Here is a 23,567-nt window from a genome sequence, read left to right on the forward strand (position 1 = left end):
TTAAATATTAAGTCGTTACCGAAATTATAAAGCGTGCATATTCCCTTCGGCTTCTTTCCACCCCACCGTATATCCTTGACCCTTGGCGCAAAAGATCGAAGAGGAAGTATATTCAGGATCGGCATCTTTGTTGTAGCCGATTCTTTCAATGATCTCCTGCTCATTATGGCATCGGTCATATCCGGCAAAAGTCAGGCTAAGCACGCCTTTCCCATGGGTAAAGGAAGCTAGCTGGCTGTTGTAATCCATAAATGTAGCTACCGGCACGGTTCCCGTCAAAATAGCCTTCTCCCCCTCATTTCGGGGAGCATCCAGTCTGCCGCTGGCCTGCCCGATATCCGAGATGACGCGGCCAATCTGTTCGAGGTCCACTTTGATTTTAAACTGGTAATATGGCTCTAGCAGGACGTTGGACGATTGCTCCAATCCCTGACGCAACGCTCTAAACGCAGCCTCTCTGAAGTCGCCGCCCGTCGTATGCTTATTATGGGCTCTACCGGTCAACAAGGTGATCTCGACATCGGTTAGCGGCGAGCCGGTCAGCAGACCGTGATGCTCCCGTTCAAACAGGTGGTGACGGATCAGGTTCTGATTCCCGACGGACAAATCATCGGCATGGCAGACATTTTTAAACGTAATCCCCGAATTCCGCTCCCCTGGCCGTAACTGCAGATGCACCTCGGCATAGTGCCCCAGCGGTTCAAAATGGCCGTAACCGTTCACCTGGGTGTCGATCGTTTCCTTATACAGTATTTCCGGACGGTCAAATTTCACCTTGAATTTAAAGCGCTCATAGATTAGCTGTTCCAACACTTCAAGCTGGATCTTCCCCATCACATGAAGCTGGATTTCCTGCAGTCTTTCGTCCCAGATCACATTCAGCGAAGGATCTTCCGCATCGAGTATTTTAAAATAAGCAAGTGCCTCTTTAACATGGATCCCGGGCTCGAAAATAACTTTGGACTTTAAAGTGGGCACCATTTCGTATACCGCTTTTTCCTGTAATTCCCCTATGCCATCCCCGACGGCGGCCATAGATAAACCGGTGACCGCAAACAGTTCGCCCGCCTCCACCCGGTCAACCGGCATAAACTCACGCCCGTTGTATTTCCGGATTTGCGTAATTTTTTCGGTGACGGGTCGATCCCCATCCCCATACTTCAAGTTATCCCTTACGTTCAAGGTTCCGCATAAAGCTTTAATGAAAGTGATTCTGGTACCGTGATCATCATGGCGTATGCGGTAGACACGACCCGCAAACGGACCTTCGCTGGAATAATCGGTTTCCGTTAGCAGATGAAGCTTGTGAAGGAAGCTTTCGATCCCGATTCCTTGCAGCGCGGAGCCGTAAGCATAGGAATATGCCTGATTCTTCTGAATCAGGCGCCGCATCGCATTCAGCCACATCTCTCTGTCGTAGCCTTTCTCCAGATAATACTCCAGCAGAGCCTCGTCACGTTCGGCAACGAAATCAATCCACTCTTCGCTCATTCCGCCATCCTCGGCAAACCCATCCGTCAAATTGCAAAGATCCGAGGAGAAATTGGCTCGAATGTCCTGAACCACCCGAGGGACGTCCGCCCCGACTCGGTCCGTCTTATTAATGAAGAAGAAACAGGGAATCCGATGTTTTCTGAGCAGCTCCCAGACCGTTTCCGTCTGGCCTTCGATGCCCTCCACGGCGCTAACAATAATGATCGCCATATCCATCGCTTGAATCGCCCGTTCCGTCTCCGGAGAGAAGTCGATATGTCCCGGCGTATCGATCAGATAATACTCGACATTCCCATATGAAAATCGGCCCTGATCGGCAAATACCGTAATCCCCCGCTGCCGCTCAATTTGATGGCTGTCCAGAAAGGCATCCTGATGGTCGACGCGCCCCCGCTGTTTAATACTCTTTGTATAGTAGAGCAGCTGCTCCGAGAAAGTGGTCTTCCCCGCATCCACATGCGCTAAAATTCCAATCGTCTTGTTCATGAGCTTCCTCCGGTTGCGAGCCTAGTAATCTATTATAACATACGGAGGGGTTGGGTTAAGGCGGTGGGCACGGATAGAGGATTGGAAAATATAGTATGGTTGAGTCGCGAAACATTATGGAAGATGAGATTTAACTGGAAAACCTACAGTTATTTTCGCAGAATTAGTTCTTTCGAGAAAACTAACTGTAAAATATACAGTTAATTTGGTAGGTTTGAGCTGTTTTGAAGGGGAAGCGCGAAATTGGCTGTAGTTTTCTACATCTAATCCACACCTAAGGCCCATCCACGCAAAATTAACTGCAGAAAATCCAGCTAATTAACCGACTGTAGTGTACAAAAACAGAAATTCACGGCAGCATCCATGTCATCTGTAACGGAGCAAAGGCGGTAGGACGAAACGCCTCCCGCCCCCTCTCTTATCCGACTCTACTTGCTGACGCAGTTCCTACCTTTTTTCTTGGCCCGGTATAGTGCCGTGTCCGCCGATTTCATGACCGCATCCGGTGTTTTATGTTTGTCGTTTCTTTGGGAAACGCCGATACTGATCGTTATGTATATTTGTTTCTGACCCGCGGATCGGGAGCCGCGTTTTTTGCGTTTCGAGGAGGATTTCCCCTTCCGGCTGCCGGGTCTTCGCAGCGTAAAGGCTCTTTTGGACACCTTTTCTCTTAATTGCTCGAGATGCGGAACGACCTCCGTGATGCTTTTTCCCGGGAAAAGAATAGTGAATTCCTCTCCCCCATACCGATAGGCCTTCCCGCCGCCAGTCACGTCTTTAATAATAGAAGCTACTAATTTCAAAACCTCGTCCCCGGTATCATGTCCATAAGTATCGTTAAACTTCTTAAAGTGGTCGATGTCGAGCATCGCCATGGCGTAATTCATTCCCAGCTTCATCATATCCTGCTTAAGCGCCCGCCTGGAAGGCAAACCGGTCAGCTCATCCGAAAAAGCCATAGAGTAGGAATCCTGGATGATGGATGTGATTAGGACGATGCCCGAAGCCGCGAAAAAGACCGGATACATCATGGAATTGGCATCATTGTGATGAACGGCTATAAATACGGCGCACAGCACCCCTATGAAGGAAATATCCTGAGAGGTTTTATATCGAATCTGCCTCAAAATAAGAATGATCCCTGCAGCCAGAAATAAGAGCAGTGCAGCTTGCGATATAGGAGTTAAGGTATGCAGGTTGACCGGCAAAAAGTTTTGATTGATCAGGGTGAGCCATTTTTGCTGCTCCGGGCGGATCAACCAGGCGGCCAATAATGCTTGGAGAAGGATGATTCCGATACGCAGCCCGCCCCATAAGCTCAAAATGCCCCGTTCTTTAAAGAAGGAAAACACGGCAATATTAAAGGGAACCAGCATTCCAATCACGATACAAACGTCTCTGGTTTGAACAGGGGGCCATCCCCCTTTTATTCCCGGCAAATAGGTAACGGCAGCCAAGCAGATCGCTAGAATGATAAGTATAAAAAACTCCCGGCTCCGATTGAACTTCCAAGAAATCACGGCACCGATCGCCGATACGGCATAAGGAGCCAGCTTTATAATGTCTAATTGCGGGTTCGACATGGTGCTTGTCTTCTTATAGAAGGCATATGCCAACATGATTAATAGAAATGGAAGTATAAGCTTTAAGATTGTTCTAATTGATGTTTTCAAATAAATTAGTGCCTCCAACCGGGTTTAATTGCTTTTCTATATTATTATCGGCTGATGCTTGCAGGGGCTTAACCAAACTCTCGAAGATCTCCTCAAGCAGCGATCTAAAGCCATTTTTTTCTAGTGAAAATAATCACAAAGTCTTTATAGGGTCTATGCTATAGTCGTGTGGAGTATACCCACAAGGAGGATATAAATTGAAGAAACTCGCTATTCTTATCTTATCTCTGAGCTTTGTTCTTTCTTTAACGGCTTGTCAGACACAGAAGGCTTCCCCTGCAAGCAATTCCAACACTACGGAAGTGAAGTCTGATCAAGGTACAACGAACACCGCGGACAGCACCAGCGCCGCTTCGGCCGATGCCACTTCTTCTGCCTCAATTGTACCTAATGACCTGATCGCTCAGTATAAACCGAAGGGATTTACCGATTCCGATAAGAAAAAGGCGCTATTTGTAGTCGGCGACCCCCGCAAAAACAGCGTGAATTACGATCTGGCGTATACGGCCATGAAGCATTTTGAAGAGAATGGATACGAAGTCGAACTTCGCGATTTATACGACATGAAATTCTCTCCGGTAATTACCCCCGAAGAGTTCTATTATGCAAAGGACGGAACTGGCGAGCCAACGGCTGATGTAAAGACGGAACAGGAGTTTGTCACGAAATCCGACGAAATTATTTTTGTTTATCCGAACTGGCACGATACGCCTAATGCAATTACCAAAGGCTATATGGAACGCGTATTTGCAAAGCAATTTGCCTACAAAAGTACGGATAAAGGACTTGAAGGAATGCTGAAAGACAAATCTATCTTTACGATCATGAACTGCGGTTACCTGGGTGGGGGCCGAGGGTTTATCGGCGATGGGGTAGGAATTAGCGATGATGTATGGGATCAATATATGAAAGCTTTCAAAGTAATGGATGATGACACGGCCGGATTTTGGGGAGTAAGCAATAAAGGACGTTTCGTCAACGATCGCACTCCTGCGAACAGCTCCGACAAATACGAGCAGGAGTTGAACCAGCTTCGTGCCGACTTGACCAGTTACTTGGATAAAACATTCTTTTAATAGAACCGCAAATAAAATACATAGAACAGTAGAGACAATAAAATAGAATCTAAATCAAACACCTCTAAGTGAATCGGCCATGTCGCAAGATATGGAACGGCCCTTGGGGGTGTTTGGCATTTGGACAAAGAAGCAGGCTTTTGCTCTAATGCAAAACTGTGGATAAACGTCCGCTTATAACTGAACTTTCGTCTGAAATTTTCGATATTTCACACAAATTCTTTCAATATATATAACAAAAATATATTCATTTCCGGATGTTGAAAAAGACGTTGATCTTACCTGCTCAAGTGGTATAATCACGGTAGTTTGTTGATTGGGTCATAAAGTCTTTTTCAACAAGAATGAAAGAACAATCAGAAACAGGTGATCAGATGTTCGAACTAAAATGGCTGTGGAAGAACCTGGAGGGAGACCGTACGCGGTACATCCTGGCACTTTGCCTCTCGGTAGTGGGCTCCTCGCTCATGATCGTGAATCCTTACATCGGCCAGCGCATTGTCGATACGTTTATAGCGAATGACAACGCGTTGCAGAATTTAACGGAAGAGCGAGGGCTGCTCATTATGCTCTGCCTGGGCATGATCGGCTTTTCCTTACTGCGTACGGGCCTTGCCTACCTGACGACGATGCAGTACGAATGGTCCTCGCAGAATATGCTCTATCGAGTACGCGTTTTTCTGTACAACAAGATTCAAGAGCAAGACATGAACTATTACGATCATAACCGTACCGGCGATCTTATGACCAAGATGACAGGCGATCTGGACATGGTGCGGCACTCCATGGCGTGGATTATCAAGACGATCATCGAATCGCTCACGATTTTCCTTGCCGCCGTGATTTACTTCTTTACGATTGACGTCGAGTTGACGCTATGGCTGTTGATTTTGTCTCCGCCGATTTTTGTGGTAGCTTACATCTTTGCGAAACGCGTACGCCCTATGTACGTGGATCTGCGTGAACGGCTGTCCCAGCTCAACACCACAACCCAGGAGAACATCTCGGGCAACCGTGTCGTCAAAGCTTTTGCACGCGAAGAATACGAGGTGGAGAAGTTCTCGGACAAGAACGTCAACTACTCCAAAGCGAACAAGACCGCCGCGCTCGTATGGCTCGATTACTTTCCTTATCTCGAGACGTTCGCGCAGGCATTTAACGTGATTCTGCTGCTGGCAGGCGGTTTGTTCGTTATGAACGGCCGGATCACCTTCGGCGAATTCGCCGCATTCTCATCGCTCATCTGGGCCATTTCCAACCCGATGCGCAATATCGGTATCATAATCAATGATATTCAACGCTTTTTTGCCAGCTTGTCCAAGATTATCGAAGTCTATTACGCGCGTCCCGGCATCGTCAACGAGCACAATATGGTTGACAAACGCCGCTACAGCGGAGGCATCGAGTTTGACCATGTCAGCTTTAAATATGGCAGCGTAGAGGTTCTGCATGATGTAAGCTTCACGATTAAACCGGGTGAAACCGTTGCCATCATGGGCTCCACCGGATCAGGGAAGACGACGCTCGTCAATCTGATTCCTCGCTTCTATGATGTGTCGCAGGGACGTGTTCTGGTCGACGGCACCGATGTACGCAAGCTGGAGCTTGACGAGCTTCGCGGTAACATCGGCGTGGCGACACAGGATGTCCTCCTGTTCTCCGACACGATTGACGGGAATATCGCTTATGGCGATCCCGACCTTCCGGAGAAGGATACCATCGAATACGCCCAGCTTGCGGCAGCGCATGATTTCATTACCAAGATGCCGGAAGGCTATGACACCATCGTAGGGGAACGGGGCGTCGGCCTGTCCGGCGGACAGAAGCAGCGTATCGCGCTCGCCCGCGCCATGGCGGTTCAGCGTCCGATCCTCATTCTGGATGACACGACCTCGGCCGTCGATTTGGAAACCGAGGAGCATATCCAAAAAAGTTTACGTGAACTCGAATACCCCTGCACAAAAATCATTATCGCCCAACGCGTCTCGACCACCGCGGAAGCCGACCGGATCCTCATTCTGGACGAAGGCCGCCTGATCGAGGAAGGCACCCATGCCGAGTTGTTGGCGAAACGGGGTTATTACTACGAAGTGTTTATGCTGCAGAACGAGGGCATTGGAAGGCAGGTGACAGAGCATGGCAAGGAATAAATTCGACATCGACGAAAACCTGGAATCGCCCTTTGATATCAAGCATTTCCGGCGTGCGTTAGTCTACATCAAGAAGCAGAAGACACCGATGATTATCGCCTTCATTCTTAGCGCCATTTCGGCGGCGGTTTCGCTGTCGGCTCCGCTGATCATGCAGCATGTCATCGACGTCACGATCCCTGCGAAAGCCGTCGGCCCGCTGGTCGGCTGGTCGGCGCTTATGCTGGTCACCATTGTGGTCAGCGTCTATCTGGCCACGATCCGCTCACGGATGATGACGAGCGTCGGTCAGGACATTATCTTTGACATCCGGAGTGATCTGTTCAAGCACTTGCAGCAGCTGCCGTTCAAATATTATGATGATCGCCCTCAGGGCAAAATTTTGATCCGGGTCGTCAACTATGTCAACTCGGTATCGGATGTGTTATCCAACGGTATTATCAACTTTATTCTTGAAATCGTGAACTTGATCTTTATCGCAGCCTTTATGTTTGCCGTGGATGTCCGGCTGTCGTTCGTCATCCTGGCGGGTCTTCCTGTCTTCCTCGGCGTCATGCTATTGATCAAGACCCGGCAACGGCGGGCATGGCAGGCGGTATCCAACAAGAGCTCCAATGTGAACGCCTACTTGCAGGAGAGCATCAGCGGTATCCGCGTGACGCAAATCTTCTCCCGCGAACAGCGCAACGAAGGGATCTTCACGCGCCTTGCAGGCAGCTTCCGCACGGAGTGGATGCGCGCTCTGCGGTATAACGCACTGATCCCGTTCACCGTCGATAATCTGGCGACGATCGTCACCGCGTTGATTTATCTTATCGGACTGCTGGCGCTGAATCCTCAGGATATCACCTTCGGGATCATTCTGGCCATGGGTACCTATGCTTTCCGGTTCTGGCAGCCGATTCTGAACTTGTCGCAGCTGTACAATAACTTCATCAATGCTGTCGCCTATCTGGAACGGATTTTCGAGACGCTGGACGAACCGGTCACCGTGAGCGATGTGCCGGACGCGAAGAAGTTGCCATCGATTCAAGGGAGAGTAACGTTTGACGACGTCACCTTCGCCTACGATCCCGGCAACAATATTCTTGAGAACCTTTCCTTCGATATCAAACCCGGGGAAAGCATTGCCTTGGTAGGACCGACAGGCGCAGGCAAAACGACGGTCGTCAACCTGATCTCGCGCTTCTATAATATTACCGGCGGCAAGATCCTGATCGACGGTCACGATATTTCACAGGTCACGCTCAATTCCCTGCGCAGCCAAATGGGGATCATGCTGCAGGACAGCTTTATTTTCTCAGGCACCATTCTCGATAATATTCGGTACGGGAAACTGGATGCCACGGAAGAAGAGATCATTGCGGCGGCGAAGACGGTATGCGCCGACGAATTCATCCGCGAGTTTGAGCATGGTTACCAGACGGAAGTCAACGAGCGTGGCTCGAAGCTGTCTCAGGGACAGCGGCAGCTGATCTCGTTCGCCCGTACGCTTCTGGCCGACCCGCGCATTCTTATTCTGGATGAGGCCACCTCTTCGATTGACGCGAAGACCGAGCGGCTGCTTCAGCAGGGCTTGAACGAACTGCTTAAAGGCCGGACCTCCTTCATCATCGCGCACCGGTTGTCCACGGTTAAGAACTGCGACCGTATCATGTACGTATCCGACAAAGGCATCGCGGAATCCGGCTCGCACGATGAACTGATCGCCCGTCGCGGCCTGTACTACCGGCTTTACACGGCGCAGAAGATGGAAGCTTAAGCTATCATCAATCCCCGAACCTAAAGATTCAAAAACAAGCTGCATTTTAAAATCAAAAAGCCCGTTCCTTGGACATGTGTCGCAAGGAACGGGCGCTTTTTTTTACTCGACCGGAGATAGTTCTTTTTCCGTTACCCACTTATGATTTGTGACTTGTTCACCGCTGACTGTATCGGTGTAATCCACCATATATACCGTTGTTTGTTCAACGGAATCAACAACAGCGTCAGCGCCTTCCATGCCTTTCATATGTTTAGCCATTAACACAACCTTATCTCCAGGTTTGAAGGGCTGATCGCCGGCATTTTCAATTTCTTCATGGATGACCCATTTGTGATCTTTTACTGTGGCACCGCCGGTAGTCGGGGTATATGAAACCATATAGACATTTGTATCATATGCGCCTGTGATAGTCGCCTTGGCCCCCTTCATTCCTTCCATATGATCCGCTTGAATCACCGCCACACTCCCCATCGGATAAGCCGGATTCTTTGCAGCCTCCAAATCCGTCGGAACTTCACCTGAACCTGAATGATCCATTTGATCATGCGAGTTGGAACCCTCATTCATATTTGCTGCATTGTCCTTAGTGACAGCTGCATTATTGTCAGAACAAGCCGATACAACAAGCGCCATGGCTACAGATAGTATACCTATCAGGAAATTCTTATTCATTTTCTCATCTCCTCAATGCTGTTAGATATTATATGGTGTACAATCCTTATCATACCCCGCCTGGGTATATTTAAAACAAAACCGTTCTCTCCAACAACTACTACACCCTTTCAAACTTCATTTTGAGCACCTTTGATTATTCGCCTTTTGCTATAGACTTCTCGTTTTTGACCGATTATAATAACAAATACATCTAGAAAATACGAACATTAAGGCGGTAGTTATGAGAAAATATATGCAAATATTCCAAGGGACTGCCTTTTCCAGCAAATCGCCCAAGGAAATTCAAGTATTGAAGGACCATCTTTTTTGTATCAACACGGAAGGCATGATCGAAAGAATCATTGCACCGCAAGATCCCGACTTTCAACCCCTGCTGGATGCGTATCAAGGGACCGATACCTTTCATCGCTTAGCTGAAAGTCAGTATTTATTGCCGGGTTTCATCGATCTGCATGTCCACGCGCCGCAATGGGCTCAATCCGGAACAGCCTTGGACATTCCGCTCTATGATTGGCTGAACACTTACACCTTCCCGCTCGAATCCAAATTCTCGGATCTGGAATTTGCCAAGAAGGTCTATGAGGATGTGGTTAGCACCCTGCTTGCAAACGGGACAACGACTGCACTTTATTTTGCAACAGTGCATAAAGAAGCCAGTATTCTGTTAGCTGAAATATGCGCCAGTAAAGGCCAGCGCGGATTGGTTGGCAAAGTTGTCATGGATGATCCCGCACAGAATCCAGAATACTACCGCGACGCGGATACCTCTTCGGCACTGGCGGATACGGAAGAATTCATTCTGGCTGTACAAGCTTTGGCCAAATCGGCTAAACAAGGCGTGTACCCGGTAGTAACTCCAAGATTCATACCAAGCTGTACAGACGAAGGTTTAAGAGGATTAGGAGAACTGGCAGCCAAATACGATACCTATGTTCAATCGCATTGCAGCGAGAGTGACTGGGCTCACGGGTATGTCCAAGAGCGGTTCCAGAAGAATGATGCCTTTGCTCTGCATGATTTCGGTCTGCTTCGTGACAAATCGGTCATGGCCCATTGTAATTTTCTCGATGATGAGGATGTACAATTATTTGCTGAGACCGGAACGGCGATTGCCCATTGTCCGGTATCCAACGCGTATTTTGCCAATAGTGTCATCCCGGTTGCTCATTTCCATGCCGAGGGGGTTGAGATTGGATTGGGATCGGATATCTCCGGAGGGTTCTCCCCCAGTCTGTTCGATAATATAAGGCAAGCTGTCATTTCTTCGAGAATGCTGGAAGACGGAGTTAATCCATCCTTGCCAGCCAAGGAACGCGGCGTACCGGGATCACGGATTACCATCCATGAAGCGTTCTATCTTGCTACGGCTGGCGGCGGTGAAAGTTTAAGCTTACCTATCGGCCGTATTGAGGAGAACTATGCATGGGATGTCCAAATTATTGATACAAAAATACCGACTGCCAAATTGCCTATTTTTGACGAGAACGAAGATTTACATGACGTCTTTCAGAAAATGATGTATCTTGTTCGCCCCGAGAATATCCTTGAAGTCTGGGTACAAGGCGAAAGAGTCCATTCACGACGTTAAGAGTACAAAAAATACTGAAATATGAGGGGCGCATCTGAATTGAAGCCACAACTAGACAATCAAGATCAAACACAAGCGAAGTCACAGCATTTAACGGTCTTACCCGATGAGAAGATTTCATTCAGCAAGTCCGTGATCCTGGGTTTGCAGCATGTATTAGCCATGGACGTCTACGTCGTACCTTTTCTGATTGCCATGTTAATCGGTTTACAAGCCGATCAGTCGAGCGCTTTAATTCAATCTACGTTTATTGCTGCCGGTCTGGCAACGATTGTACAGACTTATTTCTGCATGAAGCTGCCTATGGCCCAAGGTCCTTCCTATGTTCCGCTCGGTGCCATCATCACGATTTATGCCGCCAGCGGGGGCGGAGAAGCAGGCTGGAGTTCCGTGTTGGGTGCCAGCATCATTGGCGCTGTCCTAGTTATTATTCTGGGTTATACCGGCATCTTCAATAAAATCGTCAAATCGTTTATCCCTCCGATCGTAGGGGGAACGATTATATTTGTTGTAGGTCTTTCCCTTTTGCCGGTGGCCATTCAAGATAACATCTATGGTGCCGCTGACGCTTCAATCCGTCAAAATGTATTATTAGCCCTAATTTCAGGGGCCGTGCTCCTTTTATTCGTTATCCTGGGTTCTCTGTTCCGCACCAAGGGTTCATTGTTCCGCATCACTTCTGTAATGATCGCCTTAGTTGTTGGCTGCATTTCCGCAGACTTCATGGGTATCTTGGATTTCTCGGCGGTCGGGAACGCCAATTGGTTTAGCATGCCGCAGATTCCTTTTGCTGATTTTGGCTTTTCCTTCAATATTTCTGCGATCATCACCATGGTTATCATCTATATCGTACTGCTGGCTGAAACTACAGGGACTTGGTTTGCGATCAGTAACGTCATTGAAAAGCCGCTAACGGACAAGAACATTAATCGAGGGGTGATCGGAGAAGGCATCAGTTGCCTGATTTCTTCCTTACTCGGTTCCACTCCGGTTACAGGCTATTCCACGAATGCAGGCATTATCTCCATCACCGGTGTTGCCAGCCGCCGGGTCTTTCTCGCGGTAGGAGGATGGTTCGTCCTCTTCGGCTGCTCCGGTAAATTGGCCGCTCTGATTTCTGCAATTCCTTCGGCTGTAATCGGCGGGGTATTCGCCATCATCTGCGGCATTATCTCCATTAACGGCTTGCAGGTTATGAGAAACGAGACCATCGGCGAAAAAGAGATGTACACCATCGCGATCCCTATGATTTTAACCTTAGCGTTAGTGCTTATTCCTTCCGATTTCTTGAACTCTTTGCCGACTTTCGTGCAATATATCCTAGGCTCGCCTATTCTGGTTGCATCGATGGCAGCAATACTATTAAACAAATTATTACCCGGCGAGAAGCGCAAAATAAGTCTCTCATAATTTCACATCGATAGACTACGATTATAAATAAAACTGGGGCCGATATAGTTCGGCCCCAGTTTGCATTCCAGTGCTCTTATGATTATTGGGGATCAACGCTAATTCCGGGTAACCTGAACCGTAATCGTTTCTCCTTTAGTCACCCCTGCAGCGTTTATGATTTCCACATAATAGACATAAGTTCCTGCCGATTTACCTTCGATCTTCGTTACAGCCCCTTGGGCATTCGGGGTAGCCTCCAAAAGAGATTGCGTATCGATCTGCTCCCCATTTTCGTAAAGCCGATATTCGAAGCCATTAGTTCCCCACCACATATTCATGGAGATCAGGTAGTTTCCGTCACCGTCCCAATTATCATGTGACAAGACCGGTTTACCGGGACCCGCATCCGAGACAACAACGACATGCGGCTGTGACCTCGTGACTCCTTGGGAATTGCTCAGTTCGCCGACATAGGTATATACTCCGTTTGTTTTTCCGGCGATATCGACAGTCAGGGATTGAGCCGAAGGGCTGGCATCTGTAAGTGAAATACTTTGAATCAGTACGTCATTTTCATAAAGCTTGAACTCCGACCCGTTATTTCCCCACCACATATTCATGGAGATCGTATAATTTCCGTCCCGGAGTCCGGTATCATGTCCATTGTTGTCCGAGAGAACCGGTGTGCCCGGCGCTCCTGCGGCAAGCGGCTTCTTCACCTGAAATGTGAACTGATCGCGGGATTGATTCCCCGCCGCATCTTCCACCGTATACTGTACAGTGTGACCACCCAAGCCAAGGTCCTTCGCGCTGATCGGCTGACCGATTTCAACCTCTTGCCCGTCTATCGACAGTTTCTGTACGGTTATTCCGGAACCGCTATCCAAGCTGTGAAGCTCGAACTTTAGCATATCCGATTCCCAAACATCCCCCACGCTTTTTCCTGATTGAGTCAAGGTTACCGTCGGGGCCGTCATGTCCAGCTTCGCTTCGATAGACTTCGCTGTTTCAGCGGCACCGCTGCTGCTGACGGAGTAATAACGAATGACGTTGGTTCCTTCCGTCTCAACAATGAACGGCCCTGTATACTCCAGCTCAGGCCCCTCATTCACTGCATATTTCGTGGAAACTTTCCCCGTCCCCTGAGGATTCGAAGTCGTCAAAGTAACAGTTACGCTCCGGTTAAACCAACCGTTCCCGTTAGGCGTTTCGGAAAGGGCAGCCGTCGTTACCGGCGGAGCAGTGGCCGGGGAAGCCGAAATATCGCTCAGTCCCCGAACCTTCAATTGATAGATCCCCTTAAAAATGGAGGACACGCCTTGTAAATTTACGACCTGCCCTTCCTGATAAGGAAAGTCGGCCAAAGTGATACCGGTTCTGGCGTCTACGCGAACATGATTACGGGTCCCGTCTTCGCCAATCGCATCGAATTCAAATGAACCCGCCGGGGCTGCCGTCACGATATTCGCTATTTTAGCCTGGCGGAGTTCGATCAGCCTGCCTTGATTATCGCCGTTTACGGACGACGCCGACTGCGGCTCAGGCGTAGCCGATGTCCCGGTCTTCTCAATGGATACCGGGTTCGTCAATTCAAGCTCCGTATTATACAGGGCCGTTGTTGCGGTAATCTTCACGACATCCCCTTGATGGAAGCCTTCGGTATTTTGATATACATAGATACCGCCCGTGTCATCCTGCATATAAAAGGTCTGTCCGCCGAAAATTCCCGGCTCGGATGTGACCGTCCCCTGCAAAGTAACCACGCTTCCCTCCGGCTTGTTCCGTCCTTCGCCAATCGTAATCAGGGCAGGAACGCCATTCCCTTCGTCAGGAAGCGGCTCTGCGGGCACATTTGCCAGAGTCACCGGCTTCGTAAGCAGATTATTGCCGTTTTGCCTCAAACGGAGGTTAGCCGCCCCGCTTGTCCCAGGCTTGATCCGGACCGTCAAATCCTTCGTCGCGCGTCCCTGGCTGTTCGAATTCACGGTGAAGGTTTCCCCGTATCCATAGTCGGCCGGCCACGTTCCGTCCGCCTTTCTTACCTTCGCCACTTGGGTTCCTCCGGTCAAATAGATGCCGGTGCTGAATCCCGATACGCTCGAATTGGCGGGCAGGTTATCGATAACTACGCGAATCTGAAAATCCTGGGCATTAGGCAGAGTCGCCTGGTGCACGAAATTGTAAGTTGGACTCGCGCTCGCCGTTTGCCCCCCATAAGAGCCCGGTTTGAACGTAGTCTGATCCCACCACTTATATCCGGCTGCCGGCGCAGACCAAGGCTCGGACTGGGGTTCGGTTGAAGCTTCGGGCGCTTCGAAAGGAAGCAGCTTCGTCTCCTCGTCGAGCTGCAAGTTCTCCACTTGATTCAGACTCGTATAATTTTCCTGCTCCGCTAACCAGTTCACCAGATTCACAAGCAGCGTCGCATCGTCTTGTTCTTTGAAGCCGTCATAGGTCGTCTTTTTGGCTCCGGTTTCCTCCCGCAAATATTTAGGAGTAGCGTCCTCCACAGGAGAGGAATCGCCGATGAAGGCCGCCTTGCCGAGTCCCACTTTGGAGACTGCCACATACGGTCCTTCCGCCACGCCCCCGCCTTGAAAGACACCCTGATCGACCGCATTGCCCCAAGCCTCGTTAGTCTTTGGAAGATAAACGATGCCTTTGGCCTTGCTCGGGTCCGTAATCGCCAGCGTAGAACCGGCATGCATGGCCACTCCCGCGACCCCTTCCGTAATGCCGAAGGCCTGGTCCGGCGCTACAATGTGATTGGCCGTAATATCGCCCAGAGCATTATAACGGAACCGGACCCCGAAATGATCGGAAAGCCAGTCGGAACTGACGACTCCCTGCATGGCGGCGGAGTTTTTCTCCTCCGTACTCATCCCTTTCACGGGATTCTCCCAAGCTCCCCGGCGATAGCCATTGATGGACTCGGAGCCGTCCCAGCGGTTCTTGTTTCGGTCGGCATTGTAGTGATCCCCGATAAAGAAAATGCTCCCGCCTTCTTCGACATATTGCTTCATCGCTGCCTGTTCACTTTGCTTAAAAGGAATATTCGGTTCGGCTACCACGAATACCTCGTAACTGCTTAAATCGCTGTAAGTAATCGGAGTGGACTTGCGAAGCTCCTTCACATCAAAGCCATCCCCGGCCAGAGCTTGTCCGAAATCGGAAAACCCGCCGTCAATAACCCAATCGGCTGCCCCCGCCGTCTGCCCGTGCGTATTGTCGAAGAGCACTTTTTTGCCTGCATTCTCATTGATTACCTTTGCGGCAATGTGCGGTGCCGGATCACTCGGTCCTTCCGCAAATACGGACGACGATTCCATGCCAAATCCCAATTGAAGCGACAACGCCAAAGACAGCGCAATTCCCGACCGCAGCCATTTGGCCCCGGTTCCAGCGATTCTCTTCATGATTTCCCTCCCATAGGCTAAAGAGTAGTACAACACCCTTATTCTGGCACGGGAGTATTATTGGAGGACCCTGTTTATGTAAACATTTGTAAACCAAAACGGCGACTTGCCTCAATGACGCCCTGAGGTCAAATCGCCGTTTGAACTAACCATCTTATCCGGATCGAATCCCCTTATCCAAAAATCGCCGATCCTTCGTTTATTGGGTCACCCCATGAATATACGTTAGCGGCGGGGTATCCAATGCGCCTTGTCCCGGATTATAGGTAAAGAAATATTCGACAGTATCCCCGGCTTGCAGATTATTTACGGGATAGGTATAGTTGCCGTTCCCTGCCGGAGTCATCGCTACGTTCATCTGTACGCCGTTGTTTATTTTGTAGTGCAAGTCCGCAAAGGTAGCGCCATTTACGTAAAACAACAGGTTATCGCCCGTTTTCTTCAGTCCGCGTACCTCATCGCCGATGATGATCACGGCGGGAGCCTTCGGCACAACGGTGATGGTAGCGGAGGCTGCTTTGTTGCCGTCAACGGTGGTAGCCGTTACGGTGGCCGTGCCAGGAGCCAGCCCGGTCACCTTTCCCTGCTGATTCACGGAAGCAATACCGGCGTTGGAAACGGTCCAGTTGACCTGCTTGTTGGTAGCATTGGCCGGCGTAACAGAGGCATTTAACTGCACCTGCTGGGCAACTTCAATCTGTGCGGATGCTTGATCCAGGGTCACGCCGGTAACGGGAACATTTCCCGGATTCTCGCCGCCCGTTGAGCCCGGATTATACACGCGCACATAGTCCACCTGCATGGTTGCCGGGATATCCGATGGATCCGGAGCCAGGCCGCCGTCAAAATGTCCGCCGATCGCCAGGTTCATAATAATGTAGAAAGGCTGATCAAATGGAGCGTTCGGATTGTTCGGTGCCGCAACGGAATACCATTGATCTCTCGTAACCTTGAAGAAGAACTTACCGTCCACATACCATTTGAAGGTATCCTCTTCCCAGATCAAGGTATAGACATGGAAGTCATTTGCAAACGTCTGCCCTTGAGGGAAGTGATACTCGCCCGCAATATATCTGTTCACCGGCCATTGGCCGCCAAAATGCACCGCCCCGCTGGTCGTGCCGGGCAAGCGCCCTTTCGCTTCCATCACGTCAATCTCGCCGGAAGCCGCCCAGGCGCCATAAACCGCATCTTCGGGAAGCATCCAAAGCGCCGGCCAGACACCGTTGCCTGTAGGCAGCTTGGCTCTAAAATCCACTCTTCCGTACTGGAAGGAAAAATGATCCTTGGTATTAATTTTGCCTGAGGAATACTGTGCAACCCGCGTTGGATCCTGCGGGAACGTCTTGGGATCGTTCAGGGCTCTGATATTCAGAACACCGTCCTGCAAAAATACGTTTTGAGAACTATTGGTATAATGCTCGAGTTCCGCATTGCCCCAACCCCAGCTGTTGGGGTCATCGTTGATATAATAACCCGTCTCATAGTTCCATTTACTAGTATCTAGCTGGGATCCGTTAAACTCATCCTGCCAGGCGAGCGTCATGCCTTCGATGGCCGGGTTGCTTGGAGTTCCGATTGGAATATCTTCATGATCCGTCTCGTCCGGGCGAGGGGCGTTCGGATTGCCTATAAAGGTATAGTAGACAAAATTGCTGCCGACATTTCCGCCGGCCTGCCCGTTCAATGGATAGCCGATCCGTATCTGCATGTCCTCCTGGATCGGCTGGAACCAAAGCCCATAGATATAATCGGCCCAATATCCCCACTGGTTGGCAGCCGACATATTGTTGTAGCCGTTCCCGGAATAGATGAATCCGCTCTGGCCGGAATTGCTCAAATCGACCCATTGGCCGTTGATATTAATCTGGTATACGAACTTGCCCAGCTCGGAGCCTATAGCCGCGCCTCCGTCTATTTTAGGCAGAGGGAATCCGATGGAGCCGCTTTCATTTGCCGTGTAGGTCGTTCCTTCATAAGGGGTTAGGGTGTACGAATTTCTTACCGGTTCATTAAAGGTAATCGTATAGACTACATTGGCCGAAGAAGTTTTGGATTGCAACTTTACGTTAATGGACTCCGTTACCGTAAACCAGTAGCCTCCTCCGCCGTCGGTGAATTGGCCGAAGTTGCTGTCATAGATCCAGCCGCTGGCCGCATTATTGTCGATATCGATCCACGTGCTGCTGTTTACGGGTTTTACGTACACCTTCAAATCATCCGCAACGGCTGCATAAGTGATTGCCGGATCATTGTTGAAAATCGGATAAGTAAAGCCTGCACCGCCCGTAAAGCCCGCGGTTATCTGCGGTCCTTGTGTCGGCGTCATCGCGGTGATGGTCGTTTTATTCAAGTTTTGAAAAACAAGATTATATTCCAGAGTAACGCCGCCGTTTGCCTTTGAGTACAGCTGAATCTCCGTCGTAGCGGAAAGAGTGAACCAGAAGCCGTTCACACCGCCGTCACTCCAATGCCCCCAGTTTTGGTTATAAATATATCCGCCGGCACTATCGATATCGATCCAACTGCCATTGACCTTAACTTTTACACCCAAGTCGCCCGAGACATCTTGCCAGGTAGCCGAGCCCCCGTTAAAAACAGGCATTACAAACCCGTAGCTTGCTTGTCCGACCCCTGATTTGGAGATGACAGGCCCGTCTGCTGCCGAAAAGTAGGTCATGGATGTAATTGTGGTTCCTGCTTGCGTCGCTTCCCCGTCCGCCTGCACCTTCGCTGTCGGCAATAGACCTAAGCTAACCGTCAAGACCGCCGCCAAAACCAAACACAGCACCCTTTGCCTAAACCTTTTCATAAATACCCTCCCTCAATAAATTAGAGTATATGGTAGACACTTCCATTCTATCGAACAAAAGAATCCTATGAAAAGGTACAATAATTTTTGTTATGACCCATTTTTTTGGCTTTTACTGGAACTTGGTGGCGTCGGGGCCGGGCTTTCCATCTACCAATATCCTTGTATCCCTTTTTCCAGCCGAACCAGCGCTTCCAGATAGAAATAGTCTCCCCAGATCATAAAGTCATCCGGCGCGCGATCCCCGCGGACATGATAGGAGCCATGCTTCAGAAGCCCTTCGGCATCCGGAAGGTCCGTCGTGGCATATTTACCGGCCAGCGATTTCATACTGCGATTCAGCACGTGTGCGAACCATTCCCGTTCCGGGTCATCTTCCTCCGTCAGTTTCAGCAGTTCCAAGAGACCGCAAGCAACGATGGCCGAAGCCGAGCTGTCCCGCGGCGTACCTTCTTCGACCGGGACATCGAAATCCCAGTACACAACAGCATCTTCGGGAAGATATTTAATAAAATACCTTGCCATCTTTTTTGAGGTTTCCAAAAAAGCCGGATACCCCGTATAGCGGTAGGCCAGAGCGAAACCGTAGATTCCCCAGGCCTGCCCCCGCGTCCAGGTGGACCCGTCTTGATAGCCCTGATGGGTTTCGCCGCGAAGCGCATGCCCGTTCTCCGGATTGAAGTAGAAGGTATGATAGGAGGATCCGTCCCCGCGGATCAAAAACTTCTGGCTCATCAAGGCATGCTTCATAGCGATGTCATAATATTCGGATTTTCCCGTCTGCTCGTGCGCCCAAAACAGGAGAGGAAGGTTCAGCAGACAATCGATGATCATCCGCCCTCCGTTCTCCGGGTCCCCTTCCTTGCCCCATGCCTGGATAATGCCAATCTGCGGCCGGAAGCGTCCGACCAGAAGATCGGCGGCCCGCAAGGCAAGCTCCTTCGCCTCCTCGCTTCCCGTCACCCGCCACTGGGCTACCGCGGATAAGGAATACAAGAACCCGATGTCATGATGATCCAAGGCAACATGCCGGTCCAGCCGGTCCTGAAAGTTTGCCAGATAAGACTCCGCCGCATCTCTGTATACCGGCTCTCTTTTATACTCGTAAGCCAGCCACATCATGCCGATGTAGAAGCCTTCAATCCAGTCCCAGTTGCCGTCCCATTCGTAGCTCAGACTCCCGGTGCGTTCCGTAATATGAGGAAGCTGCCCCGGATGGTTCGCGATATTCCGTTGTAATTTTTGAAGCGCATCTTCTAACGCCTGCTCCCACATCAACACTCATCTCCTTGCCGGATAAAGTTCAAAACATCCAAACGGGCAAATTCCTGTTTGGCATCCGCGCTCGTCACGATCCATCGCCCTTCCGCGTCCCGCTTGACTTGCGGAGGACAGCATAACAGCTTCGTATTCGCCTCGGTATAGGCCGCTCCGAACACAGCAGACACGAGCCAATGCTCTCCCGGATCCAGTTGGGCAGTCAAAGTCGGAATCAATGTTCTCGGCTTAAGGAGATTCGTATTCGCCTCCGGGAAAATAATTACCGCTTCCGCGAACCCTTCCAAGCCACTGATCCCGCTGATGCCCCATGGCAGCGAGATGAAAGAATTCCCTGTAGATACGTTGACGGCCGTTTCTTCCGCTATGGAGAAATCGGCAGGTCTTCCGATGGCGAATCCGCCCTCCGCCGCATCCAACAAGCGGGCAGTCACGATCCGGTGGGTACGCACATGCCAAAGACCAGCCGGTACCAGCCATGTCCGCACCTCCACGTCCTTCCAAGGAAGCCAGCGGGAGTATACGAAGGTATCTTCGATTTTGAACTCCTCGCAAAAGCGCCGCACCCGATAATGTCCGTCCCGCTCGCATAACGCCAGTGTGGAATCATGTGCCCCTTCGCCGAGTCCGAAATAGCCCTTAGGCACGCTGAATCCAAATCTCGTAGAATACGCGAATTTGGAGTATTTCGCCGCGCTGTGGGCCATTTCGAAGTTGGCCATTTGCCCGGAAGCTAAAGCGGTGACATGGCCGTCTCCTTCTGGGCGGCACAGCACCATGCGGGCATAAGGCTGGGCAACCACCGGTTGTAAAGATGGCAGCGGCTCTTCTTCCGCGGACCAGAATGGATGCCCCTCCGGCAAGGCCAGGATCAGAAATGTTTTATAGGCCCAGTACGGGGAGCCCGGAGCATTGTAGCTTTCGCCCATCAGCAGGTTCGGATAAGCGTATCCGATGCTGAGCAATCCATCCGACAAAAAGATGGGCTGATCAAACCACCACCGTAGATGCCGCATGATAATCCCCTTCATCACGCCCAGCGAAAAGGGCTCCACCCCGGCAAATACGAGCGCCGACCAAAAGGAGGCCTGCGCAAACCGGTAAGTCAGGCTGCGTCCAAAGGGAAGACTGCTTCCATCTTCGGCAAACCAGTATATAAAGCTTTGGGCAAAGGCCCCTGCCCTTTCCCGGTATTTCCTTGCCCGTTCCGGGTCGTCTTCTTCCATTAACTGTGCGTAAATCAAGGTATAGTAGTGCATCGCAAACGGAATGTAATAATCCCGTTGATCGGTAATCCCGTCCGAATACCAGCCATCGTCCAAATAGTACGTATCGATAAGCTCCAGGTATTCGTCCATAATGGCCTGATCGAAAGGCAGACCCGCCTTCTTAAATCCGACGTTGACGAGCACGGTGAACATCAGCCAGTTATTCGGGTTGGAATGATCCACAAGATTAATCTGGTTTAACCATGTATATAAATGTTGCTTCTGCTGCTCGCTCAGCGGATCCCAGAGCTTATGAGGGGCCAAGGCCAGGCCGAGGCCCAGGATCGCCTGCTCCACCATCCTTTGGTCCTGAGTACGAAAGACTCCCCAGTACTCCTCATGCGCCGGGTCGGTTCCATGGATGATGCCTTCCAGGAATAATGGCCATAAATCCGATTCGCCTCCGCCGCAAGCATGGGGAACCAACCCCCAAAGCGGGCGGGCAAAGGCCTCCATCAGCGCAATCGCTTCATTATGAATCGCCGCCGTATTTCCCAACTTGAGACCCGCGCGTCCGGCCGTAAAATGCGGTTTCAAAGGCTTCAACGTCTCGTGCACTACCGCTTGCAGATCCGCTTTGCTGTCAAACCGCAGTCCGGAAATGGCCTTATTTTCTCGTTCCATCGTTCTCATCCTCTCCTGGCAACTATCCTAATTAAAATTAAAGCCGGATCCAGTGCCGGATCCGGCTTCTTCTCGATAATAACTATGGACTATCCTAAATCAGGCTGATCCAGGAAAGTAACCGCGGCATCGGAAGTTCCGTGCAATTCCAAGATGATGATTTCGTTATCGCCTTGCTTCAACAAAGGTCCAGGCACATACATCGTTTTCTGCGGGCCGAGGTTCCAATAGCGTCCCAGATTATATCCATTGATGAACACGACGCCTTTGGTCCAACCTTCAAAACTCAGGAACGTATCGCACGGCTCATCCACAGTCAGGGCCGCACGGTAGAAGCTGGGCTCCGATTGTTCGGAGAGAGCGTCAAAGTCTTCGAACTTCAACCCCGTCAAATCCGTTAATGGCAGCGTATATGTCGTCCATTCCGACAGGAACTGCCGCCCGAAACGGACTCCTTCAGTAATCCCTTTGTACTCTCTCATAAAGGGACCATAATTGATGCGGCCCATATTCTCCACCAGGATGCTGACGTTCAAGCCTTCGCTCGGTACGTCAAACTCCAGTTTCGTTTCCGAATCCCTGCGATCCAGCGTAGCGGCCAGTTTTCCGTTCAGGAACACCTGCGCCCGGTCGCGTAAATTCTGAATGACAAATTCATCTTTCGGGCGAGGCCCCGTAATGAACGTATTATAATGAATAAATCCGTAATCCTGTCCCAGCATCTCCATCGTTTCAGGATACGCTGAATGTATCGGTTTAGAGATTGCATCCAATTGAGCCGATAGCGGGGCAAGCTCTTTCAGCTCCAGTCTGCCGTAAGCCTTTTTAGGGATCGGAGCCGGCAGCTCGCAAGGTCCGAGCTCTACATATTTGGAGATGACTTCACGAATGGCAAAATATTTCTCGGTCGGTTCCCCCGCTTCGTTCAACGGCGCATCATAGTCATAGCTGGTGATCGTCGGCTCATAGCCGTCAACGGTGTGGGCGTTGGCCCCGTTATAGAAGCCAAAGTTCGTTCCCCCATGGAACATGTAAAAATTAACCGATCCATTTTCGCTCAGGATTTCATCCAATACATGGGCTGCGTCCCCGGCGGAACGCGTATGATGCTCATCGCTCCAGTGATCGAACCATCCATCCCAATATTCCATGCACATGACCGGCGCATCAGGCTGGTACTCCCGCAGCTTATCGAAAGCTTCTTTCGTCCGGGACCCGAAGTTTACGGTCGCTAAGGCGCCGGGAACCATTCCCCCTTGCAGCATCGAATCTTCGGCACCATCCGAGGTAAATAACAGGACATCCATTCCGCGGGAGATCATGCTTTCTTTTAAATGATTCAAATAACGCTTGTCATTGCCGTAGCTTCCATACTCATTTTCAATTTGCATGGCAATAATCGGTCCGCCATTCGTGCAGAGCAGCGGCTTTAGTTTGGGAAGCAATACGTCATAATAGGCATCCACATGCTCCAGGAAAGGCGGATGATAGCAGCGCAGACGCATACCCGGATCGGCCAGCAGCCAGGACGGCATACCTCCGAATTCCCATTCCGCGCAAATATAAGGTGAAGGACGCACAATCACATGCAGCCCCAATTCTCCCGCCAGCTCAATAAACCGGACAATATCCGCCATACCTTCGAAACAGAATTCCCCTTTTTGGGGCTCGTGCAGATTCCATGCCACATAGGTTTCAACTGTGTTGCAGCCGCATGCTTTCAGCTTTAAAAGACGATCCCGCCAGTACTCCGGCACGATTCGGAAATAATGGATCGCGCCCGAAATAATTCTCGTAGGCTGATCATTGTAATAAAATGTGGGTCCTGAGAAATGAAAAGTTGCCATGTGCCCTCCACCTCGTGAATTTT

13 protein-coding genes are annotated in these 23,567 nt (G+C 50.3%); 5 read left to right on the plus strand and 8 right to left on the minus strand.

The genetic code is table 11. The features are described from left to right. Positions 1-24 precede the first annotated feature (24 nt). On the minus strand, positions 25-1,980 hold the full coding sequence (locus tag KB559_RS15485; RefSeq protein ID WP_211022845.1) for an elongation factor G: 1,956 nt from the start codon (positions 1,978-1,980) through the stop codon (positions 25-27). 428 nt (positions 1,981-2,408) lie between these two features. Beyond that, complete coding sequence (locus tag KB559_RS15490) at positions 2,409-3,599, minus strand: GGDEF domain-containing protein (RefSeq protein ID WP_211022846.1); 1,191 nt, start codon at positions 3,597-3,599, stop codon at positions 2,409-2,411. 251 nt (positions 3,600-3,850) lie between these two features. Between KB559_RS15490 and KB559_RS15495 the strand changes: the two genes are divergently transcribed. The 3 genes from KB559_RS15495 (at position 3,851) to KB559_RS15505 (ending at position 8,641) form a co-directional block, all read left to right on the plus strand. After that, positions 3,851-4,729: an NAD(P)H-dependent oxidoreductase gene (locus KB559_RS15495; protein WP_211022847.1), complete on the plus strand. Its 879-nt coding sequence runs from the start codon at positions 3,851-3,853 to the stop codon at positions 4,727-4,729. A gap of 344 nt (positions 4,730-5,073) precedes the next feature. After that, complete coding sequence (locus KB559_RS15500) at positions 5,074-6,879, plus strand: ABC transporter ATP-binding protein (RefSeq protein WP_247681862.1); 1,806 nt, start codon at positions 5,074-5,076, stop codon at positions 6,877-6,879. Beyond that, complete coding sequence (locus tag KB559_RS15505; protein ID WP_211022848.1) at positions 6,866-8,641, plus strand: ABC transporter ATP-binding protein; 1,776 nt, start codon at positions 6,866-6,868, stop codon at positions 8,639-8,641. The genes KB559_RS15500 and KB559_RS15505 overlap by 14 nt, the downstream gene beginning before the upstream one ends. Before the next feature lie 102 nt (positions 8,642-8,743). On the opposite strand, the gene KB559_RS15510 is transcribed toward KB559_RS15505, so the two are convergent. Beyond that, a complete protein-coding gene (locus tag KB559_RS15510; protein WP_211022849.1) occupies positions 8,744-9,316 on the minus strand; it encodes a YdhK family protein in 573 nt (190 codons plus the stop codon). A gap of 223 nt (positions 9,317-9,539) precedes the next feature. Here KB559_RS15510 and guaD point away from each other — a divergent pair, with 223 nt between their 5' ends. After that, a complete protein-coding gene (guaD, locus tag KB559_RS15515) occupies positions 9,540-10,907 on the plus strand; it encodes a guanine deaminase (protein WP_211022850.1) in 1,368 nt (455 codons plus the stop codon). Positions 10,908-10,946: 39 nt separating this feature from the next. Next, positions 10,947-12,317, plus strand: a complete 1,371-nt coding sequence (locus tag KB559_RS15520) for a uracil-xanthine permease family protein (RefSeq protein WP_247681863.1) — start codon at positions 10,947-10,949, stop codon at positions 12,315-12,317. A gap of 98 nt (positions 12,318-12,415) precedes the next feature. On the opposite strand, the gene KB559_RS15525 is transcribed toward KB559_RS15520, so the two are convergent. From KB559_RS15525 to KB559_RS15545, 5 genes are all read right to left on the minus strand, one after another. Further along, positions 12,416-15,715: a chitinase N-terminal domain-containing protein gene (locus KB559_RS15525; protein WP_211022852.1), complete on the minus strand. Its 3,300-nt coding sequence runs from the start codon at positions 15,713-15,715 to the stop codon at positions 12,416-12,418. 199 nt (positions 15,716-15,914) lie between these two features. Next, complete coding sequence (locus KB559_RS15530; protein WP_211022853.1) at positions 15,915-18,527, minus strand: family 16 glycosylhydrolase; 2,613 nt, start codon at positions 18,525-18,527, stop codon at positions 15,915-15,917. Between the two features lie 150 nt (positions 18,528-18,677). Continuing rightward, positions 18,678-19,802 carry a glycoside hydrolase family 88 protein gene (locus tag KB559_RS15535; RefSeq protein ID WP_211022969.1) on the minus strand — a complete coding sequence of 375 codons (1,125 nt, stop codon included), beginning with the start codon at positions 19,800-19,802 and terminating at the stop codon, positions 18,678-18,680. Beyond that, positions 19,802-21,697 (minus strand): DUF2264 domain-containing protein, encoded by a 1,896-nt coding sequence (locus KB559_RS15540; RefSeq protein WP_211022854.1) that lies wholly within the window; start codon positions 21,695-21,697, stop codon positions 19,802-19,804. The genes KB559_RS15535 and KB559_RS15540 overlap by 1 nt, the downstream gene beginning before the upstream one ends. 89 nt (positions 21,698-21,786) lie before the next feature. Then, entirely contained in the window at positions 21,787-23,544 is a 1,758-nt protein-coding gene (locus KB559_RS15545; RefSeq protein ID WP_211022855.1) for a glycoside hydrolase family 35 protein, read from the minus strand. Between the last annotated feature and the right edge of the window lie 23 nt (positions 23,545-23,567).

The organism is Paenibacillus sp. Marseille-P2973 (genome assembly GCF_018101095.1).
GTDB classification, from domain to species: Bacteria; Bacillota; Bacilli; order Paenibacillales; family Paenibacillaceae; genus Fontibacillus; species Fontibacillus vini.

Coding starts and splice junctions, on each gene's coding strand:
- KB559_RS15525 (WP_211022852.1), bottom strand. CDS start 15,715: ATGAAGAGAATCGCTGGAACCGGGGCCAAATGGCTGCGGTCGGGAATT.
- KB559_RS15535 (WP_211022969.1), bottom strand. CDS start 19,802: ATGTGGGAGCAGGCGTTAGAAGATGCGCTTCAAAAATTACAACGGAAT.
- guaD (WP_211022850.1), top strand. CDS start 9,540: ATGAGAAAATATATGCAAATATTCCAAGGGACTGCCTTTTCCAGCAAA.
- KB559_RS15490 (WP_211022846.1), bottom strand. CDS start 3,599: ATGTTGGCATATGCCTTCTATAAGAAGACAAGCACCATGTCGAACCCG.
- KB559_RS15540 (WP_211022854.1), bottom strand. CDS start 21,697: ATGGAACGAGAAAATAAGGCCATTTCCGGACTGCGGTTTGACAGCAAA.
- KB559_RS15545 (WP_211022855.1), bottom strand. CDS start 23,544: ATGGCAACTTTTCATTTCTCAGGACCCACATTTTATTACAATGATCAG.
- KB559_RS15505 (WP_211022848.1), top strand. CDS start 6,866: ATGGCAAGGAATAAATTCGACATCGACGAAAACCTGGAATCGCCCTTT.
- KB559_RS15500 (WP_247681862.1), top strand. CDS start 5,074: ATGAAAGAACAATCAGAAACAGGTGATCAGATGTTCGAACTAAAATGG.
- KB559_RS15485 (WP_211022845.1), bottom strand. CDS start 1,980: ATGAACAAGACGATTGGAATTTTAGCGCATGTGGATGCGGGGAAGACC.
- KB559_RS15530 (WP_211022853.1), bottom strand. CDS start 18,527: ATGAAAAGGTTTAGGCAAAGGGTGCTGTGTTTGGTTTTGGCGGCGGTC.
- KB559_RS15510 (WP_211022849.1), bottom strand. CDS start 9,316: ATGAATAAGAATTTCCTGATAGGTATACTATCTGTAGCCATGGCGCTT.